The organism is Streptomyces sp. NPDC058464, assembly GCF_042721035.1.
Taxonomy (GTDB): Bacteria; Actinomycetota; Actinomycetes; order Streptomycetales; family Streptomycetaceae; genus Streptomyces.
In genome coordinates this window covers 1-22792 of the sequence record NZ_JBHXMA010000057.1, presented here as the reverse complement: position 1 = coordinate 22792, position 22792 = coordinate 1, and the positions used below count along the sequence as shown (strand labels likewise).

At 71.1% G+C, this 22792-nt stretch carries 25 protein-coding genes; 16 read left to right on the top strand and 9 right to left on the bottom strand.

Annotated features, from left to right (window positions below; translation table 11 throughout):
• Positions 1 to 20: 20 nt before the first annotated feature.
• Positions 21 to 365, top strand: a complete 345-nt coding sequence (locus ACFWPQ_RS45645; protein WP_384049273.1) for a DUF6193 family natural product biosynthesis protein — start codon at positions 21 to 23, stop codon at positions 363 to 365.
• Here ACFWPQ_RS45645 and ACFWPQ_RS45640 read toward each other — a convergent pair.
• The 5 genes from ACFWPQ_RS45640 to ACFWPQ_RS45620 all read right to left on the bottom strand — a co-directional run bounded on the left by ACFWPQ_RS45640 (position 362) and on the right by ACFWPQ_RS45620 (position 3230).
• Positions 362 to 1012 carry a TetR/AcrR family transcriptional regulator gene (locus tag ACFWPQ_RS45640; protein ID WP_384049270.1) on the bottom strand — a complete coding sequence of 217 codons (651 nt, stop codon included), beginning with the start codon at positions 1010 to 1012 and terminating at the stop codon, positions 362 to 364. The genes ACFWPQ_RS45645 and ACFWPQ_RS45640 overlap by 4 nt on opposite strands.
• Entirely contained in the window at positions 1009 to 1689 is a 681-nt protein-coding gene (locus ACFWPQ_RS45635) for a DUF4166 domain-containing protein (protein ID WP_384049267.1), read from the bottom strand. The genes ACFWPQ_RS45640 and ACFWPQ_RS45635 overlap by 4 nt, the downstream gene beginning before the upstream one ends.
• Entirely contained in the window at positions 1686 to 2429 is a 744-nt protein-coding gene (locus tag ACFWPQ_RS45630) for a hypothetical protein (protein ID WP_384049264.1), read from the bottom strand. Before ACFWPQ_RS45630 ends, ACFWPQ_RS45635 begins: the two co-directional genes overlap by 4 nt.
• Before the next feature lie 166 nt (positions 2430 to 2595).
• The gene (locus ACFWPQ_RS45625; protein WP_384049261.1) at positions 2596 to 2889 is read right to left on the bottom strand and encodes an MTH1187 family thiamine-binding protein; all 294 of its coding nucleotides are present in this window, start codon (positions 2887 to 2889) and stop codon (positions 2596 to 2598) included.
• Positions 2886 to 3230 (bottom strand): DUF3817 domain-containing protein, encoded by a 345-nt coding sequence (locus ACFWPQ_RS45620; protein ID WP_384049258.1) that lies wholly within the window; start codon positions 3228 to 3230, stop codon positions 2886 to 2888. Before ACFWPQ_RS45620 ends, ACFWPQ_RS45625 begins: the two co-directional genes overlap by 4 nt.
• Here ACFWPQ_RS45620 and ACFWPQ_RS45615 point away from each other — a divergent pair.
• From ACFWPQ_RS45615 to ACFWPQ_RS45595, 5 genes are all read left to right on the top strand, one after another.
• Positions 3205 to 3438, top strand: coding sequence for a DUF6191 domain-containing protein (locus ACFWPQ_RS45615; RefSeq protein WP_384049255.1), 234 nt, complete (start codon positions 3205 to 3207; stop codon positions 3436 to 3438). The genes ACFWPQ_RS45620 and ACFWPQ_RS45615 overlap by 26 nt on opposite strands.
• Positions 3439 to 3540: 102 nt before the next feature.
• On the top strand, positions 3541 to 4173 hold the full coding sequence (locus ACFWPQ_RS45610; protein ID WP_361290457.1) for an AIM24 family protein: 633 nt from the start codon (positions 3541 to 3543) through the stop codon (positions 4171 to 4173).
• A gap of 1 nt (position 4174) precedes the next feature.
• Entirely contained in the window at positions 4175 to 4825 is a 651-nt protein-coding gene (locus tag ACFWPQ_RS45605) for an AIM24 family protein (RefSeq protein WP_384049252.1), read from the top strand.
• Positions 4826 to 4872: 47 nt separating this feature from the next.
• Positions 4873 to 5628 carry an AIM24 family protein gene (locus ACFWPQ_RS45600; protein WP_384049360.1) on the top strand — a complete coding sequence of 252 codons (756 nt, stop codon included), beginning with the start codon at positions 4873 to 4875 and terminating at the stop codon, positions 5626 to 5628.
• Positions 5629 to 5720: 92 nt separating this feature from the next.
• Complete coding sequence (locus tag ACFWPQ_RS45595) at positions 5721 to 6197, top strand: MarR family transcriptional regulator (RefSeq protein WP_361290303.1); 477 nt, start codon at positions 5721 to 5723, stop codon at positions 6195 to 6197.
• A gap of 226 nt (positions 6198 to 6423) precedes the next feature.
• Here ACFWPQ_RS45595 and meaB read toward each other — a convergent pair whose 3' ends face one another.
• On the bottom strand, positions 6424 to 7380 hold the full coding sequence (gene meaB, locus ACFWPQ_RS45590) for a methylmalonyl Co-A mutase-associated GTPase MeaB (RefSeq protein ID WP_384049248.1): 957 nt from the start codon (positions 7378 to 7380) through the stop codon (positions 6424 to 6426).
• A gap of 49 nt (positions 7381 to 7429) precedes the next feature.
• The gene (locus tag ACFWPQ_RS45585; RefSeq protein WP_384049245.1) at positions 7430 to 8635 is read right to left on the bottom strand and encodes an acetyl-CoA C-acetyltransferase; all 1206 of its coding nucleotides are present in this window, start codon (positions 8633 to 8635) and stop codon (positions 7430 to 7432) included.
• A gap of 179 nt (positions 8636 to 8814) precedes the next feature.
• Here ACFWPQ_RS45585 and mce point away from each other — a divergent pair, with 179 nt between their 5' ends.
• From mce to ACFWPQ_RS45545, 8 genes are all read left to right on the top strand, one after another.
• Positions 8815 to 9255, top strand: a complete 441-nt coding sequence (gene mce, locus ACFWPQ_RS45580) for a methylmalonyl-CoA epimerase (protein WP_093499037.1) — start codon at positions 8815 to 8817, stop codon at positions 9253 to 9255.
• A 222-nt stretch (positions 9256 to 9477) separates the two neighbouring features.
• Positions 9478 to 13326, top strand: coding sequence for a polarized growth protein Scy (scy, locus tag ACFWPQ_RS45575; RefSeq protein ID WP_384049241.1), 3849 nt, complete (start codon positions 9478 to 9480; stop codon positions 13324 to 13326).
• Positions 13327 to 13521: 195 nt separating this feature from the next.
• Complete coding sequence (locus ACFWPQ_RS45570) at positions 13522 to 14457, top strand: cellulose-binding protein (protein ID WP_089098739.1); 936 nt, start codon at positions 13522 to 13524, stop codon at positions 14455 to 14457.
• A gap of 161 nt (positions 14458 to 14618) precedes the next feature.
• Positions 14619 to 15395, top strand: a complete 777-nt coding sequence (locus ACFWPQ_RS45565) for a maleylpyruvate isomerase family mycothiol-dependent enzyme (protein WP_384049239.1) — start codon at positions 14619 to 14621, stop codon at positions 15393 to 15395.
• Between the two features lie 112 nt (positions 15396 to 15507).
• Entirely contained in the window at positions 15508 to 16464 is a 957-nt protein-coding gene (locus ACFWPQ_RS45560) for an ABC transporter ATP-binding protein (RefSeq protein WP_384049236.1), read from the top strand.
• Between the two features lies 1 nt (position 16465).
• Complete coding sequence (locus ACFWPQ_RS45555) at positions 16466 to 17242, top strand: ABC transporter permease (protein ID WP_384049233.1); 777 nt, start codon at positions 16466 to 16468, stop codon at positions 17240 to 17242.
• 132 nt (positions 17243 to 17374) lie between these two features.
• Complete coding sequence (locus tag ACFWPQ_RS45550) at positions 17375 to 18649, top strand: ABC transporter ATP-binding protein (protein WP_384049230.1); 1275 nt, start codon at positions 17375 to 17377, stop codon at positions 18647 to 18649.
• Complete coding sequence (locus ACFWPQ_RS45545) at positions 18646 to 19530, top strand: ABC transporter permease subunit (RefSeq protein ID WP_384049227.1); 885 nt, start codon at positions 18646 to 18648, stop codon at positions 19528 to 19530. Before ACFWPQ_RS45550 ends, ACFWPQ_RS45545 begins: the two co-directional genes overlap by 4 nt.
• A 12-nt stretch (positions 19531 to 19542) precedes the next feature.
• On the opposite strand, the gene ACFWPQ_RS45540 is transcribed toward ACFWPQ_RS45545, so the two are convergent.
• A complete protein-coding gene (locus ACFWPQ_RS45540) occupies positions 19543 to 19884 on the bottom strand; it encodes an ATP/GTP-binding protein (RefSeq protein WP_384049224.1) in 342 nt (113 codons plus the stop codon).
• Between the two features lie 223 nt (positions 19885 to 20107).
• Between ACFWPQ_RS45540 and ACFWPQ_RS45535 the strand changes: the two genes are divergently transcribed.
• Entirely contained in the window at positions 20108 to 21136 is a 1029-nt protein-coding gene (locus tag ACFWPQ_RS45535; protein ID WP_384049222.1) for an LLM class flavin-dependent oxidoreductase, read from the top strand.
• 103 nt (positions 21137 to 21239) lie between these two features.
• Here the strand turns inward: ACFWPQ_RS45535 and ACFWPQ_RS45530 are convergent, their stop codons facing one another.
• Positions 21240 to 21632, bottom strand: a complete 393-nt coding sequence (locus ACFWPQ_RS45530) for an SCO5389 family protein (protein WP_089098747.1) — start codon at positions 21630 to 21632, stop codon at positions 21240 to 21242.
• 289 nt (positions 21633 to 21921) lie between these two features.
• Here ACFWPQ_RS45530 and nucS point away from each other — a divergent pair, with 289 nt between their 5' ends.
• Positions 21922 to 22593, top strand: coding sequence for an endonuclease NucS (nucS, locus tag ACFWPQ_RS45525; RefSeq protein WP_093499047.1), 672 nt, complete (start codon positions 21922 to 21924; stop codon positions 22591 to 22593).
• Positions 22594 to 22792: the final 199 nt, after the last annotated feature.

Sequence of the window (22792 nt, the reverse complement as noted above, 5' to 3'; positions counted from 1 at the left end):
CCCGTGCCAGGATGAGGCCCATGCCGGAAGCACCCGACGCGGCCACCGCCTGGCAGTGGCTGCTCGAACGACGCCCGAACACCCGGGGTTTCCTGACCGACGAACTGGTCGAGATCGCGCACGCGACCCACGCCGACCCCCGGCTGCGCGCCCTGTACCCCTGGCCGAGCCACGGCGCCCTGCACTTCCTGCGCGGCCTGCCCGGCGAGGAACGTCCCGGCGAGCGCCTTCCGTACGTCCTCTACGGCCCGCCGCCCTACACGGTCTACTCGTCGGACTTCGCCGAACTGGGCGAGGTCGCGACGGCCGAGGAAGCCGTCACGCTGCTGGTCCGGCACCTGCCGCCCGAGCCGCGGCGCCCCTAAGGGCGGCCGACGCGGCGCAGCCGGTGCCGGACCGCACGCTGGGCCACCGGGCCGAGTTCCTCCAACGCGGCCACCAGTGCGCCGAGTTGCTCCAGGGCGTCCAGGGCCGCATGGGCGCCGGTCGCGTCGACGCCCTCGTACAGCTCGATGCCGACGAACGACGCGGCGACCGTGCGGGCGAGCCCGGCCGGGTCGGTGAACTCCCCGAAGGGGGTGGCCGCGAGGACCCGGACGAGCACCTCCTCTATCTCGGCGATCCACAGGTCGAGCCCGGCCGCCGTGGCGGGTCCGAGCGCCTCGTGGGTCTGCGCACCGGCCAGCAGCTGCCCGAGCAGGGCGACATGGCCGCCCGCGCGCGCCTCCTCGTGGATCTGCCGCCCCACCGTGAGCAGTTCGGAGAACGAGCCGACAGTGGCGAGCCGGGGGCGGAAGCGGGCCACGGCCTGCTCGGCGCCGTACCGGCAGGCCGCGGCGAGGAGTTCGTCCATGGATCCGAAGTGGTAGAAGACCAGCGCCTGGTTGACCCCGGCGGCCGCCGCCACCGTGCGGGCCGAGGTCTTGGCGATCCCCTGCTCGGTGAGCGTGCGCAGCGCGCCCTCCAGCAGCTTGTGCTTCGTCTCCAGGGACTTGGCGGTCTCCGGGCTCACGCGCGCGGCTCCTCACGGACGGGCCGCAGCCCGGGCCGCACCCCGCGGCCGCGGACGGCGGTGTACGACGCCTCGAAGGAGCCCTGGTAGCCGAAGAGCGGCCCGAAGTACCGGTTCACCACCCGGACCTGGATGCGGAAGCGGCCGGCCCGGTCGTCGTAGGACTCGCGCACCTCGGCGGTGGCGCCGACGAGTTCGGGGACGCGGACGTCCACCGGGCCCTCCCTGAAGCGGTGTTCGCCGGAGCGGATCAGGAGGGAGCCGTCGGACTCGGCGTGGAAGTGCAGTTCGCTGGCCAGGTGCTGGTGGGTGCCGAGGTAGTCGAGGATGCGGTCGCCCTTGGGGCTGAGCACCATCTGGGCGTCGAAGCGGCGAGGGCGGCCGGGCAGGTCGAAGGTGCGCACGAAACTCACCGTCTCACGGCCGTAGCCGTCCGCGTAGGGCACATTCTCGATCTTGAAGGGGACGTTCCTGGCGGCCCTGGGGACCAGGATGTTGCGGGTGGTGCCCAGCGCCAGGAACGGTTTCACGAAGGCCCCGCCGTGCCAGATCCGGTCCATCACGCCGTGGCCGGTGCAGGCCTCGCCGCTCGCCAGGCCGACCGAGAAGCGGCGCTGGAGCTGCGGGTGCAGCCGGTCGAAGTCGGGGCCGAGCACGGTGCGGAACATCGAGGTCACGGCTGCTTCTCCAGGGTGCGCAGGACGCGCGGGGCGGCCGTTCGGGCGGGCGGGGTACGCAGGCAGCGGCGGGCGGCCGGGGTGGCGGCGAGGGGCGACGTGACGACCGCCAGGAAGAGGGCGACGACGAGGACGAGCGGGACCAGGAAGGCGACGGTCGGGGCGAGGGTGCCCAGGACCGGACCCCGGCTCAGGCCGGTGCCGCAGCCGGCGATCGTCAGCGCCCGGACCGCCATCTCGGCCAGCCAGTTCCACCGCGCCCGTTCCGGGGTGATCCCGCGCTCCAGCCACAGCCGCAGCCGGTCGAAGGACCAGGCGGTCGCCCAGCCCATCAGGGGACGGAGGACCAGGCGGTCGGCGAGTGCGCCGACCGCGCCCCACCGGGGCCGGTAGTCGTAGCCGGTGAGGAAGCGGACGCCGTCGGCGACCGGTACGTACCGCCAGTAGCCGCTGCCCTCGGCGAGCAGCGAGAGCCGGTCCGGGGAGGCGAAGCGCAGGGCGGAGGTGCGGGTGCCGTCGGGGCGCTCCTTCTCCCCCGCGGAGACGCCGGTGCCGGCGACGGTGAGGAAGGGCAGCACGCGCGTGGCGTACCGGAAGCGCTGCGGCTCGCCCTCCGTGCGCGGGAGGTAGGCGATCTCGGTGAACCTCAGGTCCCAGCGCTGGTGCTGCGCGGGTTCCTGGGTGCGTGCCCACAGTTCGTCGAGGTCGGCGCGGATGTGCGCCTCTATGTAGAGCCCCATTGGTGTCGTACCCCCGCCACCTGGTCTTATGAGCTCATTTTGAGCGATCGCTCAAAACTGCTGAGATGAAGTTACCCTTTTTTGAGCGATCGCTCAATCCCAGGGTAGAAGAAAACCCCGGCCCTGGAGGACCGGGGTTCCGCCGGCTGTCGGCTCGGTGATTCGGCTACTCGGCGAGGTACCGCTCGACCGTCGCCACCTTGCTGGTGAGCCCGTCGCTGACGCCGGGCCTGATGTCCGCCTTGAGGACCAGGGAGACGCGCGGGGCGCGCTCCTCGACGGCGGCGACGGCGCGCCTGACGACGTCCATGACCTCGTGCCACTCGCCCTCGATCGAGGTGAACATGGCGTCGGTGCGGTTGGGCAGCCCCGACTCGCGGACCACCCGCACCGCGTCGGCGACGTACTCCCCCACGTCCTCGCCGACGCCGAGCGGCGTGACGGAGAAGGCGACGATCATGCCTTCACCGCCCCTTCCTGACGGGCGCGGGCCGCGATCACCGCGTCCTCGGACGCGCGGCGCAGCTTGCGCTCGGCGAAGAAGCCGCCGGTCGGCAGGACGGAGAGGACGAAGTAGAGGAGCCCGGTCCCCAGCGGCCACTTGGCACGGTTCCAGGCGTCCGCCCAGAAGATCACGTACAGGATGAACAGGACACCGTGGACCGCGCCCATCACGGGTACCGCGTTGAAGTCCGTGGTCCGCTTCAGCACCGAGCAGACGAGGAGGATCAGGAAGGACACGGCCTCCGGGGCGGAGACCAGGCGGAGGCGTCGGATGGCGGTGGCGGTCTTGATGTCCACGAGTCACCTTCGGTGGGAGAGACGTCCACTCTTTGTGAACGCGAGCACAAACGTTCAACCATTGTGGCAAAGGAGCCTCCCGGTCCCCGCGCGGGGGTGGGAGGCCGGGGCGGGCGACGAGGAGGACGGCGCCCCGCCGCGGTCCACGGTCGACCTGACGGCCGGAACGGCCGTGATACGCCTCCCCGCTGAGCGGCGGCACCCCTGACTACCCCCTGACGGCCGCACCCCTAGGGGACGGATCCGGGGTGACGTCCACCCACGGGACCTGTCGCCGCCGTCTGCCTGCGGCTACCTTCGCAGCGTGGCGATGTTCCGACTCCAGGGCAGCAAGGTGCTCGCCGTCGAGATGACCGGGGACGCCGTGAAGGCGAAGAACGGCTCGATGGTCGCGTACGACGGGCAGATGGCGTTCAAGAAGCTGAGCGGCGGCGGCGAGGGGCTGCGCGGGATGGTGACCCGGCGGCTCACCGGCGAGCAGATGACGGTGATGGAGGTGAAAGGGCACGGGACGTGCTGGTTCGCGGACCGGGCGTCCGAGATCAACCTGGTCGGCCTGCAGGGCGACAAGCTGTACGTCGAGTCGAGCAACCTGCTCGCGACCGACGCCGGCCTGCGCACCGGCACGACCTTCACGGGCCTGCGCGGCGCCTCCCAGGGCAACGGCCTGTTCACCACCACGGTCGAGGGCCACGGCCAGGCGGCGATCACGTCGGACGGCCCGGCGGTGGTGCTGAGAGTCAGCGCGCAGTACCCGCTGACCGTCGACCCGGGCGCCTACATCGCCCACCAGGGCAACCTCCGCCAGTCCTTCCAGTCGGGTGTGACCTTCCGCACGTTGTTCGGGGAGGGCGGCGGCGAGGCCTTCCAGATCCGGTTCGAGGGGGACGGCCTGGTGTACGTACAGCCGAGCGAGCGGAACACGATCGCGGGGGACGTCTGACATGGCCCTGCGCGAGGTGAACTCGAAGATGGTCGAGGCGACCGTCGTCCCCGGGCAGCGGCTGTACAGCCAGCGCGGGGCGATGCTCGCGTACAAGGGCGAGGTGTCCTTCACCCCCAACATCCAGGGCGGCCAGGGCGGCCTGATGTCCATGCTCGGCCGCCGGGTGGCCGGGGAGGCCACCCCCCTGATGACGGTCGAGGGCAGCGGCACGGTCTTCTTCGGGCACGGCGGCCACCACGTCCAGGTCATCACCCTCACCGGTGACACCCTCTACGTCGAGGCGGACCGGCTGCTCGCCTTCGAGGGCACGCTGCAGCAGGGGACGATGTTCATGGGCTCCCAGGGCGGCGTGATGGGCATGGTGCGCGGCCAGGTCACCGGCCAGGGCCTGTTCACCACCACCCTCAAGGGCCACGGCGCGGTCGCCGTGATGGCCCACGGCGGGGTCTTCGAGATCCCGGTCACTCCGCAGCGCCCGGTCCATGTCGACCCGCAGGCCTACGTCGCCCACCACGGCGACGTGCGCAACAAGCTGTCGTCCGCGCTCGGCTGGCGGGAGATGGTGGGCCGCGGCTCCGGCGAGGCGTTCCAGCTGGAGCTCAGCGGCAACGGCATGGTGTACGTGCAGGCGTCCGAGGAGAAGCTGTGAGCGCATACGGAGCCGCCGGAGCGGCCGGGCCGGTCGTGCACGACCCCATGACCCTCCCCGTCGACGACAACGTCAACAAGTACACCTTCTGCGTGGAGCTCAAGAGCGGCCAGTGGTTCCTGCAGAAGGGGAAGATGATCGCCTACTACGGCTCGATCGACTTCAACGGCATCGGACACGGCCGCCTCGACCGGCTGGTCCGCACTTCCTTCCATTCGCCACTGCACGCGAGCGACTGGGTGGTGGCGGAGGGCTCGGGCAAGATGCTCCTCGCCGACCGGGCGTTCGATGTGAACTCGTACGACCTCGAAGACGGCAACCTGACCATTCGCTCCGGCAACCTGCTCGCTTTTCAGCCAAGTCTCGCGCTGAAGCAATCAATCGTTCCCGGTTTTCTGACCCTTATCGGAACCGGAAAGTTTGTGGCGGCATCTAACGGTCCGGTGGTGTTCATGGAACCCCCCATCCGGGTGGACCCGCAGGCACTGGTGGGATGGGCCGACTGCCCCTCCCCGTGCCACCACTACGACCATGGGTACATGACCGGCGTGATGGGCGGTCTACGTGCACTGACAGGCCTCGGCGGGGCCTCCGGAGAGGAGCACCAGTTCGAGTTCGTAGGGGCCGGCACGGTCCTGCTCCAGTCCACCGAGACCCTGATGGCCGAGCAGGCCACGGGAGCGGTTCCGCACGAGCCCGGGGTGCCCGGCGGAGGCGCCCCCTCCACAGGTCGTCCACAGCAACCGGGCGCACCGCGCCTTCCCGGACAGCTGGGGGACCTCCAGCGTCGCTTCGGGCTGTGAGCGGTAGTCTGCGGAGTGTGACATCGAACGCGTGCGCACAGTCACACCACCCTCACTAGTTCGCCTTTCAACATTTTAGGTAGACTTCATTCATGGAGACCGAGACGGCCACGCGCTGGCTGACCGATGCGGAGCAGTGCGCCTGGCGCACCCACCTGGAGGTCAACAGGCTGTTGACGTACCAGCTCGAAAAGGATCTGCAGCCGTTCGGCCTGACAATGAACGACTACGAGATCCTGGTGAACCTGTCCGAGTCGGAGGACTACCGGATGCGGATGAGCGACCTCGCCTCCGCCACCCTCCAGTCCAAGAGCCGGCTGTCCCACCAGATCACCCGCATGGAGAACGCGAACCTGGTCCGCCGCGAGAACTGCGAGTCGGACCGCCGCGGGCTGTTCGCCGTCCTCACCGAGCACGGCATGGAGACGATGAAGAAGGTGGCGCCACATCATGTCGCCTCCGTGCGACGGCACTTCATCGACCTGCTGTCGCCGGAGACACTCATAGAGCTGGACAAGGGCCTGAAGCCCATCGCGGAACACCTGCGGGGGCAGCGCGGGCGCCCGTGACGACAGACAGCACCTGACGGCGGCGGACGGGGGTTCAGGTCCCGTCCGCCGCTTGCTGTCCGTGGGCGGGGGGACGCTCACCGACGCCTGCAGGGTGCCGCTGCGGGGTGTGAGAGGAGCGGCTGGGCAGCGCCCCGTCAGGGGCGCGGAGAACTGCGCGATCAGCCCCCGGCGGCCCGCGCCCGCACCGCGACCCGCACCCCCGCGACGTCGGCCAGGCCAGGCGTCAGCCTTCCGTCAGGCCCGCCACCAGTTCGTCCGCCGCGCGGTACGGGTCCAGTTCGCCGGCCACGATGCGGTCCGCGAGTGCGTCGATGTGGCGGTCGCCGTGGAGGTCGCCGATGCGGGCGCGCAGGGCCGTCACCGCGATGGTCTCGACCTCGCGGGCGGCACGGGCCACGCGGCGTTCCGTCAGGACGCCCCGCTCCTCCATCCAGGCGCGGTGCTTCTCCAGGGCCTCCACCAGCTCGTCGATGCCCTCCGAGCGCGCGGCGACCGTCTTGACGATCGACGGACGCCAGTCGCCCGGGCCGCGGGACTCGCCGAGGCCGAGCATGTGGTTCAGTTCGCGGGCCGTGGCGTCCGCCCCGTCGCGGTCGGCCTTGTTGACGACGTACACGTCGCCGATTTCGAGGATGCCGGCCTTCGCCGCCTGGATGCCGTCGCCCATGCCGGGGGCCAGCAACACCACGCTGGTGTCCGCCTGGGAGGCGATCTCCACCTCCGACTGGCCGACGCCGACCGTCTCCACCAGGATCACCTCGCAGCCCGCCGCGTCCAGGACGCGGATGGCCTGGGGGGCGGCCCAGGCGAGCCCGCCGAGGTGGCCGCGGGTGGCCATCGAGCGGATGTAGACGCCGGGGTCGGAGGCGTGGTCGGACATGCGGACGCGGTCGCCCAGGAGCGCTCCGCCGGAGAAGGGGGAGGACGGGTCGACGGCCAGCACGCCGACCCGTTTGCCCTGTTTGCGATAGGCCGTCACGAGCGCGGACGTGGAGGTGGACTTGCCGACGCCCGGGGAGCCGGTCAGGCCCACCACGTAGGCGTTGCCGGTCAGCGGCGCCAGCGTCGCCATGACCTCCCTGAGCTGCGGGGACGCCCCCTCCACCAGGGAGATCAGGCGGGCCACCGCACGGGGGCGGCCCTCCCTGGCCTGGGCCACCAGTGAGGAGACGTCCTGCATCACAGCTCCGTTCGCTTCCGTTCGCTTCCGTTCGCGCAGAGAAACTTGCTCAGGCCTTCGGCACCCGCACGATCAGCGCGTCGCCCTGGCCGCCGCCACCGCACAGCGCGGCCGCGCCGACCCCGCCGCCCCGGCGCTTGAGCTCCAGGGCCAGGTGCAGGACGAGCCGGGCGCCGGACATGCCGATGGGGTGGCCCAGGGCGATCGCACCACCGTTGACGTTCACCGTTTCGGTGGACACGCCGAGGTCCTTCATTGACTGGACGGCGACGGCGGCGAAGGCCTCGTTGATCTCGATGAGGTCCAGGTCGCCGACCTCCAGGCCCTCCTTCTTCAGGGCGTGCAGGATGGCGTTGGACGGCTGGGACTGGAGGGAGTTGTCCGGTCCGGCCACGTTGCCGTGGGCGCCGATCTCGGCGAGCCACGTGAGGCCCAGTTCCTCGGCCTTGGCCTTGCTCATCACGACCACGGCAGCCGCACCGTCCGAGATCTGCGAGGAGGTACCGGCCGTGATCGTGCCCTCGCGGGTGAACGCCGGCCGCAGCTTGCCCAGCGACTCCACCGTGGTGTCGCCGCGGATGCCCTCGTCCTTGCTGAAGACGACGGGCTCGCCCTTGCGCTGCGGGATCTCGACCGGGGTGATCTCGGCCTCGAAGATCCCGTTCTTCTGCGCGGCCGCGGCCCGCTGGTGGGACAGGGCGGCGATCTCGTCCTGCTCGGGGCGCAGGATGCCCAGGCGGGTGTTGTGCTTCTCGGTCGACTCGCCCATCGGGATGTTCTCCCAGGCGTCGGTCAGGCCGTCGTACGCCATCGCGTCGAGCATCTCGATCGCGCCGTACTTGAAGCCCTCGCGGGACTTCGGGAGCAGGTGCGGGGCGTTGGTCATGGACTCCTGGCCGCCCGCGACCACGATGTCGAACTCACCCGCGCGGATCAGCTGGTCGGCCAGCGCGATGGCGTCGAGGCCGGAGAGGCACACCTTGTTGATCGTGAGCGCCGGGACGCTCATCGGGATGCCGGCCTTGACGGCGGCCTGGCGGGCCGGGATCTGCCCGGCGCCGGCCTGGAGCACCTGCCCCATGATCACGTACTGCACCTGGTCGCCACCGATCCCCGCACGGTCGAGGGCGGCCTTGATCGCGAAGCCGCCGAGGTCGGCTCCGGAGAAGGACTTCAGCGAGCCCAGCAGTCGTCCCATGGGCGTCCGCGCGCCCGCGACGATCACCGAGGTGGTTCCAGAGGTTCCAGAGGTCATGAGCTGCGAATCCCCTTACCGGCTGCACTGCCGAGGAGTGAACGAGTGGGGGGTCTGGGGGATCCCCCCAGATGAGGGTGTACTTCGAATGTATTGCGTGGCACTCCGTGCCGTCATCGGGCCGTCAGTGTGATCGCTGGCACGTTGCGTAACCATCGCCGTGGCGCTGCACTGAATCCATGCTGACGCGAATCGACCACATCGGGATCGCCTGCCACGACCTCGACGCGACCGTCGAGTTCTACCGGGCCACGTACGGCTTCGAGGTGTTCCACACCGAGGTCAACGAGGAACAGGGCGTGCGCGAGGCCATGCTCAAGATCAACGAGACGTCCGACGGCGGCGCCTCCTACCTGCAGCTCCTCGAACCGACCCGGGAGGACTCGGCGGTCGGCAAGTGGCTCGCGAAGAACGGCGAGGGGGTCCACCACATCGCCTTCGGTACGGCGGATGTGGACGGGGACGCGGCCGACATCCGGTCCAAGGGCGTACGCGTTCTGTACGAGGAGCCACGGATCGGCTCCATGGGGTCGCGGATCACCTTCCTGCACCCGAAGGATTGCCACGGCGTACTGACAGAACTGGTCACTTCGGCGGCTGTTGAGTCACCTGAGCACTGACCCTCGTACATATGGGCCGGTAGGGTTGGGGGCGGTCGTCCCTTCGCAGGTTCGCAGGGCCGGGGCGGCCGCATGCCGGGGTCCGGGTTTCGGGGGACGAGCGTCGGGGCAGCAGCCCGTGCTCCGCCGTTGATCTGACACCATTCCCCGGGGGCCCCGTTCGGCGGATGGACGGAGCTCGTTCGGAAAAGGTTGCGACCAGGGGACGGATGGGACCGCGCAGTGCGGGGCTACGAGAGCCAGGAGCGAGAGCCGGCGGCTGACGTCGACCACCTCACTCGTTTCGAAGCCGAGATGAAACGGCTGAAGACCGAGCGGGAAAAGGCGATCCAGCATGCCGAGGACCTCGGCTACCAGGTCGAGGTGCTGCGCGCCAAGTTGCACGAGGCGCGCCGCACCATCATGTCCCGGCCCGCGTACGACGGCGGTGACATCGGCTATCACACCGAGCAGCTGCTCCGTAACGCCCAGATGCAGGCCGACCAGATCCGCCAGGAGGCGGAGCGGGTCGCCGCAGAGGCCCGGGCGCAGACCCAGCGGATCCTCCAGGAGCACGCCGAGCAGGCCTCACGGCTCCAGGCCGAGCTGCACCAGGAGGCGGTGACCCGCCGCCAGCAGCTGGACCAGGAGCTGGCCGAGCGCCGGCAGACCGTCGAGTCGCACGTCAACGAGAACGTGTCGTGGGCCGAGCAGCTGCGGGCACGCAGTGAGTCGCAGGCCCGGCGGCTGCTCGACGAGTCGCGGGCCGAGGCCGAGCAGGCCATGTCCGCCGCCCGGGCCGAGGCCCAGCGGCTGACCGACGAGGCCCGGCAGCGGCTGGCCGGCGACACCGAGGCGGCCCGCGGGGAGGCCGAGCAGATCCTGCTGCGCGCCCGCCGGGACGCCGAGCGGCTGCTGAACGCCGCGTCCACACAGGCCCAGGAGGCCACCGACCACGCGGAGCAGCTGCGCAACTCCACCGCGACGGAGTCGGACTCGGCCCGTCGGCAGGCGGGCGAGCTGAGCCGGGCCGCCGAGGAGCGGATGGCGCAGGCCGAGGAGGCGCTGCGCAAGGCGCAGTCCGAGGCCGAGAAGCTGGTCACCGAGGCCGAGGCGAGCGCCGCGAAGGCCCTCTCCAGCGCCGAGGCCAGCAACCAGCAGCGCACCCAGACCGCCAAGGAGCAGGTCGCCCGGCTGGTCAGCGAGGCCACCAAGGAGGCGGAGGCCACCAAGGCGAGCGCCGAGCAGATCGTCGCGGACGCGCGCGCCGAGGCCGAGAAGATCACCGCGGAGGCCTCCGAGAAGGCCCGCAGTCTCACCGCCGAGGAGAGCGCCTCCCAGCTGGCGAAGGCCGCCAAGACCGCCGAGGACGTCCTGAACAGGGCGGCCGAGGAGGCCAGGCAGACCACCAAGGGCGCCGTCGAGGAGGCCGAGCGGATCCGCACCGAGGCGGAGACCGAGGCGGACCGGCTGCGCGCCGAGGCGCACGACATCGCCGAGCAGCTCAAGGGCACGGCGAAGGACGACACCAAGGAGTACCGCGCCAAGACGGTCGAGCTGCAGGAGGAGGCCCGCCGGCTGCGCGGCGAGGCCGAGCAGCTGCGCGCCGACTCGGTCGCCGAGGGCGAGTCGATCCGCGCCGAGGCCCGGCGCGAGACCGTGCAGACGATCGAGGAGGCGGCCAGGTCCGCCGAGGAACTGCTCGCCAAGGCCAAGGCCGACGCCGACGAGCTGCGGCAGACCGCGACCACGGACAGCGAGAAGGTCCGCACCGAGGCCATCGAGCGCGCGACCGCGCTGCGCCGGCAGGCCGAGGAGACCCTGGAGCGCTCCCGGCAGGAGGCCGACCGGCACCGCGAGGAGGTCCTGGAGCAGTCCGAGGGACTCAAGGCGGATGCCGAGCGGGCCGCGGAGGAGCTGCGCGCGGAGACCGAGCGGGGCGTCGAGGCCCGGCGCGCGGAGGCCGCCGACGAGCTGACCCGGCTGCACACCGAGGCCGAGGACCGGCTGACGAGTGCCGAGCAGTCGCTGACCGAGGCGCGCGAGGAGGCCGGGCGGATCCGCCGGGAGGCCGCCGAGGAGACCGACCGGCTGCGCGGCGAGGCCGCCGAGCGGATCCGTACGCTCCAGCAGCAGGCCGAGACCGAGGCCGAGCGGCTGCGCGACGAGGCCGCCGCGGACGCGTCGGCATCGCGCGCGGAGGGCGAGACCATCGCCGTACGGCTGCGGTCCGAGGCCGCGGCCGAGGCGGAGCGGCTCAAGCAGGAGGCCCAGGACACCGCCGACCGGGTGCGTGCCGAGGCACAGGCGGCCGCCGAGCGGCTGTCCACGGAGGCGTCCGAGACGCTGGCCGCCGCGCAGGAGGAGGCCGCCCGCCGCCGCCGGGAGGCCGAGGAGCTGCTCGGTTCGGCGCGCGAGGAGGCCGGCCAGGAGCGGGAGCGGGCCCGCGAGCAGAGCGAGGACCTGCTGGCCCAGGCGCGCAACCGCGTCGAGGAGGCGCAGGCCGAGGCCGTACGCCTGGTCGAGGAGGCGGACCGGCGGGCCACCGAGATGGTGTCGGCCGCCGAACAGCACGCCCAGCAGGTGCGGGACTCGGTCTCCGGGCTGCACGAGCAGGCGCAGGAGGAGATCACCGGGCTGCGCTCGGCCGCCGAGCACGCCGCGGACCGTACCCGGCGGGAGGCCGAGGAGGAGTCCGACCGGGTCCGCGCCGACGCGTACGCCGAGCGGGAGCGGGCCAGCGAGGACGCGACCCGGATCCGGCGCGAGGCGGCCGAGGCGTCCGAGGCGGCGAAGGCGCTCGCCGAGCGGACCGTCACCGACGCGATGGCCGAGTCGGAGCGGCTGCGGTCCGAGGCGGCCGCCCATGCCCAGCGGGTGCGCACCGAGGTCTCCGACGCGGTCGCCCAGGCCGACCAGGACGCTTCGCGCACGCGTGCCGAGGCGCGCGAGGACGCCAACCGGATGCGTTCGGACGCGGCGACCCAGGCCGACACCCTCATCACCGAGGCGCGCAACGAGGCGGAGCTGCTCCAGAACGAGACCATCGCCGAGGCCGACCGGGTCCGCGCCGACGCCATCGCCAAGGCGGAGAAGCTGATCTCGGACGCCACCGGCGACGCGGAGCGGCTGCGCGCCGAGGCCGCCGAGACGGTCGGCTCCGCCCAGCTGCACGCCGACCGGACCCGCGCCGACGCCGAGCGGCTCAAGGCGGATGCGGAGGCGGCGGTCGAGCGCATGCTCAACTCCGCGCGCGAGGAAGCCGAGCGCACCCTCGACGAGGCCCGCAAGGATGCCAACAAGCGGCGCCAGGACGTGGCCGAGCAGGTCGACACGCTCATCAACGAGACGACCGCCGAGGCCGACAAGCTGCTCACCGAGGCACAGCAGCAGGCGATGAAGACCACCGCGGACGCCGAGTCGCAGGCCGACACCATGGTGGGCGCGGCCCGCAGCGAGGCCGACCGGCTGGTCTCCGAGGCCACGGTCGAGGGCAACTCGATGGTGGAGCAGGCCCGTACGGACGCGGACGAGCTGCTCGTCGGCGCCCGCCGGGACGCCACCGCCATAAGGGAGCGCGCGGAGGAGCTGCGCGAGCGCATCACCACCGAGATCGAGGGGCTGCACGACCGGGCCCGCCGCGAGGCCGCCGAGACCATGAAGTCCACCGGCGACCGCTGCGACGCGCTCATCAAGGCCGCCGAGGAGCAGCTCGCCAAGGCTCAGGCCAAGGCCAAGGACCTGGTCTCGGAGGCCAGCTCCGAGGCGGGCAAGGTCCGGATCGCCGCCGTCAAGAAGGCCGAGGGTCTGCTCAAGGAGGCCGAGCAGAAGAAGGCCACGCTGGTCCGGGAGGCCGAGGAGCTCAAGGCCGAGGCGATCCGCGAGGCCCGCCGCACGGTCGAGGAAGGAAAGCGCGAACTGGAGATCCTGGAGCGCCGGCGGGAGAACATCAACGGCGAGATCTCCCGTGTCCAGGACGTCCTGGAGGCGTTGGAGTCCTTCGAGGCCCCGTCGTCCGGCAAGGACGGCGGAGTCAAGGCGGGCAGCACGGTGGGGGCACCCCGATCGGGTGGCAAGTCGTCAGAAGGCTAGAGTCCGAAGTCCGGTCTGTAGTGTTCTGAGGCTTTTGCGTGAACCTTTGGCAGAGGCTTTGGCAAGCGATCTCACAGCCAGCCACCCAAAAGTGGTGTCATTCTCCAGATCAAACACGCATCCGCTCGATGACACACCGCATCGGCCCCTAGGATTCCACCTATCACCTCACCGGTCTCACTCGACAGGAAACCCATGAGCGACACTTCCCCCTACGGCTTCGAGCTAGTGCGGCGTGGGTACGACCGCGCTCAGGTGGACGAACGGATCTCCAAGCTCGTCTCCGACCGTGACAGCGCTCTCGCCCGCATCACCGCTCTGGAAAAGCGCATCGAGGAGCTCCACCTCGAGACGCAGAACGCCCAGGCTCAGGTAACCGACGCGGAGCCGTCGTACGCCGGTCTCGGCGCGCGTGTCGAGAAGATCCTCCGCCTCGCCGAGGAGGAGGCGAAGGACCTGCGCGAGGAGGCCCGCCGGGCGGCCGAGCAGCACCGTGAGCTCGCCGAGTCGGCGGCCCAGCAGGTGCGCAACGACGCAGAATCGTTCGCTGCGGAGCGCAAGGCCAAGGCCGAGGACGAGGGCGTCCGGATCGTCGAGAAGGCCAAGAGCGACGCCTCGCAGCTGCGCTCCGAGGCTCAGAAGGACGCGCAGTCCAAGCGCGAGGAGGCGGACGCCCTCTTCGAGGAGACCCGTGCGAAGGCCGCGCAGGCCGCCGCCGACTTCGAGACGAACCTCGCGAAGCGCCGCGAGCAGTCCGAGCGTGACCTGGCGTCCCGCCAGCAGAAGGCCGAGAAGCGCCTCGCGGAGATCGAGCACCGCGCGGAGCAGCTGCGCCTGGAGGCCGAGAAGCTGCGTACCGACGCCGAGCGCCGCGCCCGTCAGACCGTCGAGACGGCTCAGCGCCAGGCCGAGGACATCGTCGCGGACGCGAACGCCAAGGCCGACCGGATCCGTTCGGAATCCGAGCGTGAGCTCGCCGCGCTGACGAACCGCCGCGACAGCATCAACGCCCAGCTGACCAACGTCCGCGAGATGCTGGCCACGCTGACCGGTGCCGCGGTGGCCGCCGCCAGCTCCCCGGCGGAGGACGAGCCGATCTCCCGCGGGGTCCCGGCCCAGCAGTCCCGGTAAGCGTTAGCGACCTCGAAGGCCCGCATTCCCTTCGGGGGGTGCGGGCCTCCGTCGTGCGGGTGCACGCCCCTGGAAGGGGCGTGCACCCGGCCCCTCTTCAGGGGCGCGGCGGCCGGGATATTCGCTGTCCGGCCGTCGGAGCCGGGTGATACAGATCCGGGGTGGAAACGACTCCGGACTTCTCCGACCTGCTGCGCCTGATAGACGAACGCTCGGCCGCCTTCGGCGCCGCGGTCGCCGCCGCGCCCGACCTCGACGCGCGAGTGCCGACCTGTCCCGAGTGGACGCTGTTCGATCTGGTGCGGCACCTGGGCGAGGGGCGCCGCAAGTGGGCCGTCATCGTCGCCACGGGGCCCGCCGACGCTCCCCCGGCCAAGTCGGCCTGGGACACCCCGGCTCCGCCCCGGGAGCGCGAGGCCCTGCTGGACTGGTGGGCCGCGTCGGCGCGCCGGCTCCTGGACGCGCTGCGGGAGTCCGGCCCCGACCGCGGCTGCTGGACCTGGTGGCCCGCGTCGCAGTCGCCGCAGACCACCGGTGCCGGCGCCCGGCACCAGCTCCAGGAGATCGCGCTGCACACCTACGACGCCCAGCTCACCGCGGGCGCCCCGCAGCCGCTGCCGGAGGAGGTGGCGCTCGACGGCGTCGACGAGTTCCTGCACACCTGCTGCGCCACCACGGCCCCCTGGCCGCACCGCCCCGCCACCGTCGACTACCACGCCACCGAGGGCCGCTCCTGGCGCGTCACGCTCTCCGCCGACGGCGCCCGGGCCGCCCGCCTCACGACGCCGGACACGGCGCCCGCGGCCGACGCGTCCCTGCGCGGCACGGCCGGGGAGCTGGTCCTCGCCCTGTACGACCGGGTCCCGGTGGACGCCCTGAAACTCGACGGGGAACGACGGTTGTTCGACCAGCTGCTGGCCTGGGAGCCGGAGGAGTAGGGGACGTAGGCCCCCTCAGGTGGCGTCGGCCCCCTCAGGTGGCATCGGCCCCCTCACATGCCGTCGGCCCTCTCAGGTGGCAGCCCCCGTAGGCCGGTCTTAGCGTGGCCGCATGATCGAGCTGGCGGGCCTGACCAAGCGCTACGGCGACAAGACCGCGGTCGACGACCTCACGTTCACCGTCAGACCCGGCATCGTCACCGGGTTCCTCGGGCCCAACGGTGCCGGGAAGTCCACCACCATGCGGATGATCCTCGGGCTCGACCACCCCACGGGCGGCCGGGTCCGGATCGACGGCAAGCGGTACGAGCAGCTCAAGGACCCGCTGACGTACATCGGGGCGCTGCTCGACGCGAAGGCCGTGCACGGCGGGCGCAGCGCCTTCAACCACCTGCTCTGCCTCGCGCAGAGCAACGGGATCCCGACGGCGCGGGTGGCCGAGGTCCTCGACACCGTCGGACTGACGGCGGTGGCGAAGAAGAAGGCCAAGGGGTTCTCGCTCGGGATGGGGCAGCGGCTCGGGATCGCGGGGGCGCTGCTCGGCGACCCGCGGATCCTGATGTTCGACGAGCCGGTGAACGGGCTCGACCCCGAGGGCATCCACTGGATCCGGACCCTGATGAAGTCGCTGGCCGCCCAGGGCCGGACCGTGTTCGTCTCCTCCCACCTCATGAGCGAGATGGCACTGACCGCCGACCACCTGGTCGTCATCGGGCAGGGGCGGCTGCTCGCCGACACCTCCATGGCGGACTTCATCCGGACGAACTCGCGGTCGTACGTCCGGGTCCGCTCCCCGCAACGCGAGCGGCTGCTCGACGTGCTGCACGGGGCCGGGATCACCGTCGTCGAGACGGGGACCGGAGCCCTGGAGGTGGAGGGCGGGAAGGCCGAACCGATCGGGGAGCTGGCCGCGCAGAACGGGATCGTGCTGCACGAGCTGAGCATCCAGCAGGCCTCCCTTGAGGAGGCGTTCATGCAACTGACGGCGGAGTCCGTGGAGTACCACGCGCACGCCGACTCGCCCCCGGTGCCACAGGCCTGGGGCTCCGGCTGGGACAAGGGAGCGTGACATGGCCGTCGTCACCCAGGTCGTACGGTCCGAGTGGACCAAGATCCGGTCCGTCGCGTCGACGGTGTGGACGCTGTCCCTGGCCGTGGTGGTCACCGTGGCCCTCGGAATGCTGATCTCCGGGCTCGCGAACAGGCAGTTCGGCAACATGCCCGCGCGGGAACGGCTCTCCTTCGACCCGACGAACATCAGCTTCGCCGGGATGACCCTCGGTCAGCTGGCGATGATCGTGTTCGGGGTGCTCGTCGTGTCGAACGAGTACAGCACCGGGATGATCAGGGTCTCGCTGGCCGCCGTGCCGCAGCGGGCCACCTTCCTGTTCAGCAAGATCGCGGTGGCGGCGGCCCTGGTGCTGGTGGTCGGCATGGTCACCAGCTTCGCCGCCTTCTTCCTCGGGCAGGCCATGCTCGGCTCCCACCGGGCCCAGCTCGGCGACCCCGGGGTGCTGCGCGCGGTCGTCGGCGGCGGGCTCTACATGACGCTCATCGCGATGTTCTCCATGGGCGTGGCCGCGATGCTGCGCTCGCCGATGCTGTCGCTGGGCATCCTGATGCCGTTCTTCTTCCTGATCTCCAACATCCTCGGCAACGTCGACGCGACGAAGAAGATCGGCCGGTTCCTGCCGGACCAGGCGGGCAGCCACATCATGCAGGTGGTCCCGAGGGCCGGCGACGACGTCCCGTACGGGCCCTGGGGCGGGCTCGGCATCATGGGGCTGTGGGTGATCGCCGCGCTGGCCGGCGGGTACGTCCTGCTGAAGCGGCGCGACGCCCAGTGACGGGGTCGTGACCGGTTCTGTCGCCGGAAGTCTTTACATGCTCTTGGGCGGAACCGTCAGCTCCCCGATATCCTCCTAACCCTTACGGGGGGCGTCTGCCCCATGTCCTGATCCTTTCGATGGGTGCGGAGCATGATCGAGGCTGTCGGCCTGACCAAGCGCTACGGCGACAAGACCGCCGTCTACAACCTTTCCTTCCAGGTACGACCCGGAGCCGTCACGGGCTTCCTCGGGCCGAACGGCTCGGGCAAGTCGACGACCATGCGGATGATCCTGGGTCTGGACAACCCGACCGCCGGTTCGGTGACGATCGGCGGCTTCCCGTACCGCAAGCTGCCGAACGCCGCCCGCCAGGTCGGCGCGCTGCTCGACGCAAAGGCGGTGCACGGCGGCCGGTCCGCCCGCAACCACCTGCTGTCGCTGGCCCAGCTGTCCGCCATCCCGGCCCGCCGGGTCGACGAGGTGCTCGGGGTGGTGGGCCTCCAGGGCGTGGCCGGAAAGCGCTCCAAGGGCTTCTCGCTCGGCATGGGCCAGCGCCTCGGCATCGCCGCCGCGCTCCTCGGCGACCCCCAGGTGCTGCTCTTCGACGAGCCGGTCAACGGCCTCGACCCCGAGGGCATCCTCTGGGTGCGCAACCTGATGAAGTCCCTGGCCGCCGAGGGCCGGACGGTCTTCGTCTCCTCCCACCTGATGAGCGAGATGGCGCTGACCGCCGACCACCTCATCGTCATCGGCCGGGGCCAGCTGCTCGCCGACATGAGCGTGACCGACTTCATTTCGGCCAACTCCGCCGACTTCGCGCGGGTCCGCACCCCGGACACCGAGCCGCAGCTGCGCGAGAAGCTCGGCTCGGCGCTGACCGAGGCCGGCGGCCATGTCCTGCCGGAGCAGGACGGGGCGCTCAGAGTGACCGGGCTGCCGCTGCCCCGGATCAGCGACCTCGCGCACGAGGCGGACGTACGGCTGTGGGAGCTGTCCCCGCACCAGGCCTCGCTGGAGGAGGCGTACATGCGGATGACGCAGGGCGCCGTCGACTACCGGTCCTCGATCGACCAGAAGGCCGGCCTCCAGCAGCCCCTGCCGCCGGGCGCCCAGCCGCCGATGCCGGTGCCCGGGCAGGGCCAGCCGGGCTGGTACGCCCCACCGCCGCCGCAGCAGGGCGGCCAGCCGTTCACGGGACCGTACGGTGCGCCCGGTGCGCCCGCAGGCGGGTACGGCGCCCCGCAGGGCCCGTACGGGGCTCCCCAGGCGGCTCCCAACCCCTACGCCCAGCCGACGCCCGCTCCGGCTCCCGGGTCCGCTCCGGCAGCCGCCGAACCGGCCCGGCCGGCCCCCGCCGCCGCGCCCACCGCCCCCGCCGCTCCTGCTGCCCCCGCCGACCTGACCAAGCCCGAGGACGCCCGATGAGCACCCACCAGCCTCCGCTGCCGCAGACGGCCCCGGCCGCACCCGACTGGCAGGCGGCGCCCGGCGGTTCGTACCCCGGCTACGTCTCGCCGATCCCGGTGGTGCGCACCCGCCTCGGGCACGCGATCACCTCCGAGTGGACGAAGATCAGGTCGGTGCGTTCGACGATCTGGACGCTCGGCGTCTTCGTTCTCCTGGTGATCGGCATCGGCCTGCTCGCCGGCGCCGTGGTCAGCAACTCCACCTCCTCGTCGGACGACCTGTCCGGCAGCAACGCGCTCTCGCTCGGTTTCTTCGGGCTGCTGCTCGGCAGCATGTGCATCATCACGCTCGGCGTGCTGACGACCGCCTCGGAGTACGGCACGGGCATGATCCGTACGACGATGGTGGCCTGCCCCTCCCGCGCCCGCGTGCTCGCGGCGAAGGCGATCGTCTTCTTCGCGGTCGCGTTCGTGATCACCCTCGCGGCCAGCGCGTTCGTGGCCATGACGCAGGTGTCGATGCTGAGCGACATCGCCCGGAAGCCGACCGGCGGGGAATGGCTGAAGGGAACCGTCGGCGTCAGCCTCTACATCGCGCTGCTCGGACTGCTCTCGCTGATCATCGGCTCGATCATCCGGCACTCGGCGGGCGCCATCACCATCATGATCGGCGCGGTGCTCGCCCCGCTGGTGATCGCCCTGTTCATGTTCTCCTCGTCGCTGGAGAAGGTGCGCAACGCCCTGTTCGAGTACTCGATCCCGAACCAGCTGAGCGTCTTCTACTCCAACTCCCTGAGCGAATCCGGCCCTTCGGGCTGGGACCCGCTGTGGATCATCCTGGGTGTGACGGCCGTCGCGTTCGCGGGCGCCTACGTGCTGCTGGAGAAGCGGGACGTGTAGGCCGTACGACCCTCAGAACTTCGGCGCGTTCCTGGGCCGCTGCACCCGCGTGGTGCGGCGGTCCTTCGCGTTCCAGCAGGCCTTGTGCCAGTGCCGGCGCTCGTCCACGCCCGAGTGCTCCGGCCAGGCCACCACGTGCGGGACCCCGGAGGCGATCACCTGGTCGCAGCCCGGGCACCGGTACGTCTTGCCGACCGCGCTGGCGCCGGCCACGTGCCGGACGCTCCACTCCTCGCCCTGCCAGCTCTCGGTGGACTGCCAGCCGCCGTAGCGGTCCGCGCGGTCGTCCTCGGCGCTCCGGCCGGACGAGGCCGATCCGTTCGGGCCCTGGGGTCGGTTGCGACGCGGGGACACGGGACACCTCTCGGGGCTATACAGGAAGCATGGGCTGTGTCCAGCCTACGACGCGCGCACGGGGGTACGCGTAGGGCACCAACCCGCACAAGTCCCCCTCCAGGGCGACCCATTCTCCAGACAATCCGCAAATCTCTCCGCCAGGCCGTGTCCTCGGCACGTGTCAGACGGTTATGCCCGGTGGGGGAGCTCCGGGTCGGAGCCAGGAAAGCAGGAAGAAACGATGCGCGTAGGTAGTTTTGTGCTGGCCGCCCAGTTCCCGGGCCAGGGTCAGGGGGAAGCCCTGCACCGGGCGGTGCGCACGGCGGAGGTGGCCGAGGAGTCCGGTCTGGACGCGGTCTGGCTGGCCGAGCACCACTTCGTGCCGTACGGCACGTGTCCGTCGGCGGTCACCCTGGCGGCCTTACTGCTGGGCCGCACCCGGCGACTGCGGGTCGGTACGGCGGTGAGCGTACTGCCCACCGTCCACCCGGTCGCCCTCGGCGAGCAGGCCGCGCTGCTGCACGTGACGAGCGGCGGCCGCTTCACGCTCGGCGTGGGGCGGGGCGGGCCCTGGGTGGATCTGGAGGTCTTCGGCTCCGGCCTGGAGGCGTACGAACAGGGCTTCCCCGAATCACTCGATCTGCTGATGCGCTGGCTGCGCGAACCGGCCGTGTCGGCCTCCGGACCGCGCTTCTCGTTCCGTGAGGTCCCCGTCGTACCGCGCCCGTCGGAGGCGCTGACGGAGGCGCCTGGGCCGGAGGTGGTGGTCGCCTGCACCTCCGCGGCGAGCATCCGGCTGGCCGCCGAGCGAGGGCTGCCGATGCTGCTCGGGATGCACGTCGGCGACGAGGAGAAGGCCGAGATGGTCGCGTTGTGGCGGCAGCACGCGCGGGCGGCCGGGCGGCCGGGCGACGAGATCGCCGGGGCGGCCCATGTGTCGGCCGGCGTCTGCCAGATCGCGGACAGCCGCACCGACGCGGCGGAGACCCTGACGAAGGCGATGCCGGGCTGGCTGAAGCAGGGCCTGGAGGCCCATATGACGGTGGACGGCCGGTTCCGTTCGATGCGGGACCCGCTCGCCTACACCGAACTGCTCTGCGGCCTCCACCCGGTGGGTACCCCGCGGCTGTGCGTCGACCGCCTCGCCGCGACCTCCGAGCGGACCGGCATCTCCCGCTTCGCCCTGCTGACGGAGGGCTCGGGGGATCTGGCGGCCACGGAGGAGAACGTACGACGGCTGGGTGCCGAGGTACTGCCGCACCTCCGGTGACCTCACCGCCGCGGGGAGCTTGCCGCCCCAGTGACTGATGCACCTCCCGCGTGTGGAGCGGCAAGCAAGCGGCTCACTGCGTCAGCAGTACCGGAGCACGGCGTCAGCAGTCCCGGAGTTCCGGGGACTGGTTCAGCAGCTGATTGCGCACCGAGGTGAAGCGGGCCAGTGTCTCGTCGACCGAGGCGTCCAGCGGGAACACCGCCACACGGTGGCAGTTCTGGAAGGCCAGCCGCACACCGAAGTGCCGCTGCAGGGCGCCGCGTATGGCGTCACTCGCGAGCGCACGCAGCAGCTGACCGCGTGCCTGCTCGTCCGGCGGAGGCGTCTGGTTGTCGGCGAAGTCTCCGCCGTCCACCTTCAGCTGGGCCACCAGGGAGCTGATCATCTCCCATGCGTAGGGCAGGGAGGTCCGGACGCAGTCGACGAAATCCGCTTCGTCGACCTCGCCTCGCTCGGCCTGTTCGAGTAGGGCCGGTGAGACGTCGAGCGACATGGGTACTCCTCTCGCACCCCCGAACAACAGGGGTTGGCGGACAGGTAAGGGAGTTCGCGATACCGAACACGCTGAGTACACAACTCGCGACCTCCCGTTTACTACGGTAGGCAACGGGCGGTGACGCCACCAGGAGATTGCGTATATGCGACGGTCCCTTTAGGCACACAATCGGCCAGGTTTGAACAGGCGTGTGCAGGCGACTCTTCAGGAGCGGTCGCGGAGGGGCCGTCAGCCGTAGTGCGGGCGAATCGCGTGGAGGGCGGCGCGTCGAGTAGCGTTGCCGACCATGCGTCTCGTCATCGCCCGGTGCTCCGTCGACTACGCCGGCCGGCTCACCGCCCACCTTCCCTCCGCCCCCCGTCTGATCCTGGTCAAGGCGGACGGCAGTGTCTCCATCCACGCGGACGACCGGGCCTACAAGCCCCTCAACTGGATGTCGCCGCCGTGCACCCTCAAGGAGGGAACGGGTGACGAGACCGGCGTCTGGACCGTCATCAACAAGGCGGGCGAGAAGCTCATCATCACGATGGAGGAGGTCCTGCACGACTCCTCGCACGAGCTGGGCGTCGACCCGGGCCTGATCAAGGACGGCGTGGAAGCGCACCTCCAGGAGCTGCTGGCCGACCGCATCGAGACCCTCGGCGACGGCTACACCCTCATCCGCCGCGAGTACATGACGGCGATCGGCCCGGTGGACATCCTGTGCCGCGACGCCGAGGGCCAGACCGTGGCCATCGAGATCAAACGCCGTGGCGAGATCGACGGCGTCGAACAGCTCACCCGCTACCTGGAACTCCTCAACCGCGATCCCCATCTCGCCCCCGTCCGGGGCATCTTCGCGGCCCAGGAGATCAAGCCCCAGGCCAAGGTCCTCGCCACCGACCGCGGCATCGGCTGCACGATCCTCGACTACGACGCCCTGCGCGGCATCGAGGACGACAAGCTGCGGCTGTTCTGACGGGCCGGGCCGAGGACCCTGAACAAGGCCGACGGGCCGGGCCGATGCCCTGAACAAGGCCGACAAGCTACGACCTCCTTTTACGCCGCACCCCCCACTACCGCCGCGACGGCGCTCGACCACGACGGCGGTGACCGGCGGGAGGAACTCGGCTCAGGCCGGTCCGGCACCGCCGGTCACCGCCGTAGGGGCTGAGCGC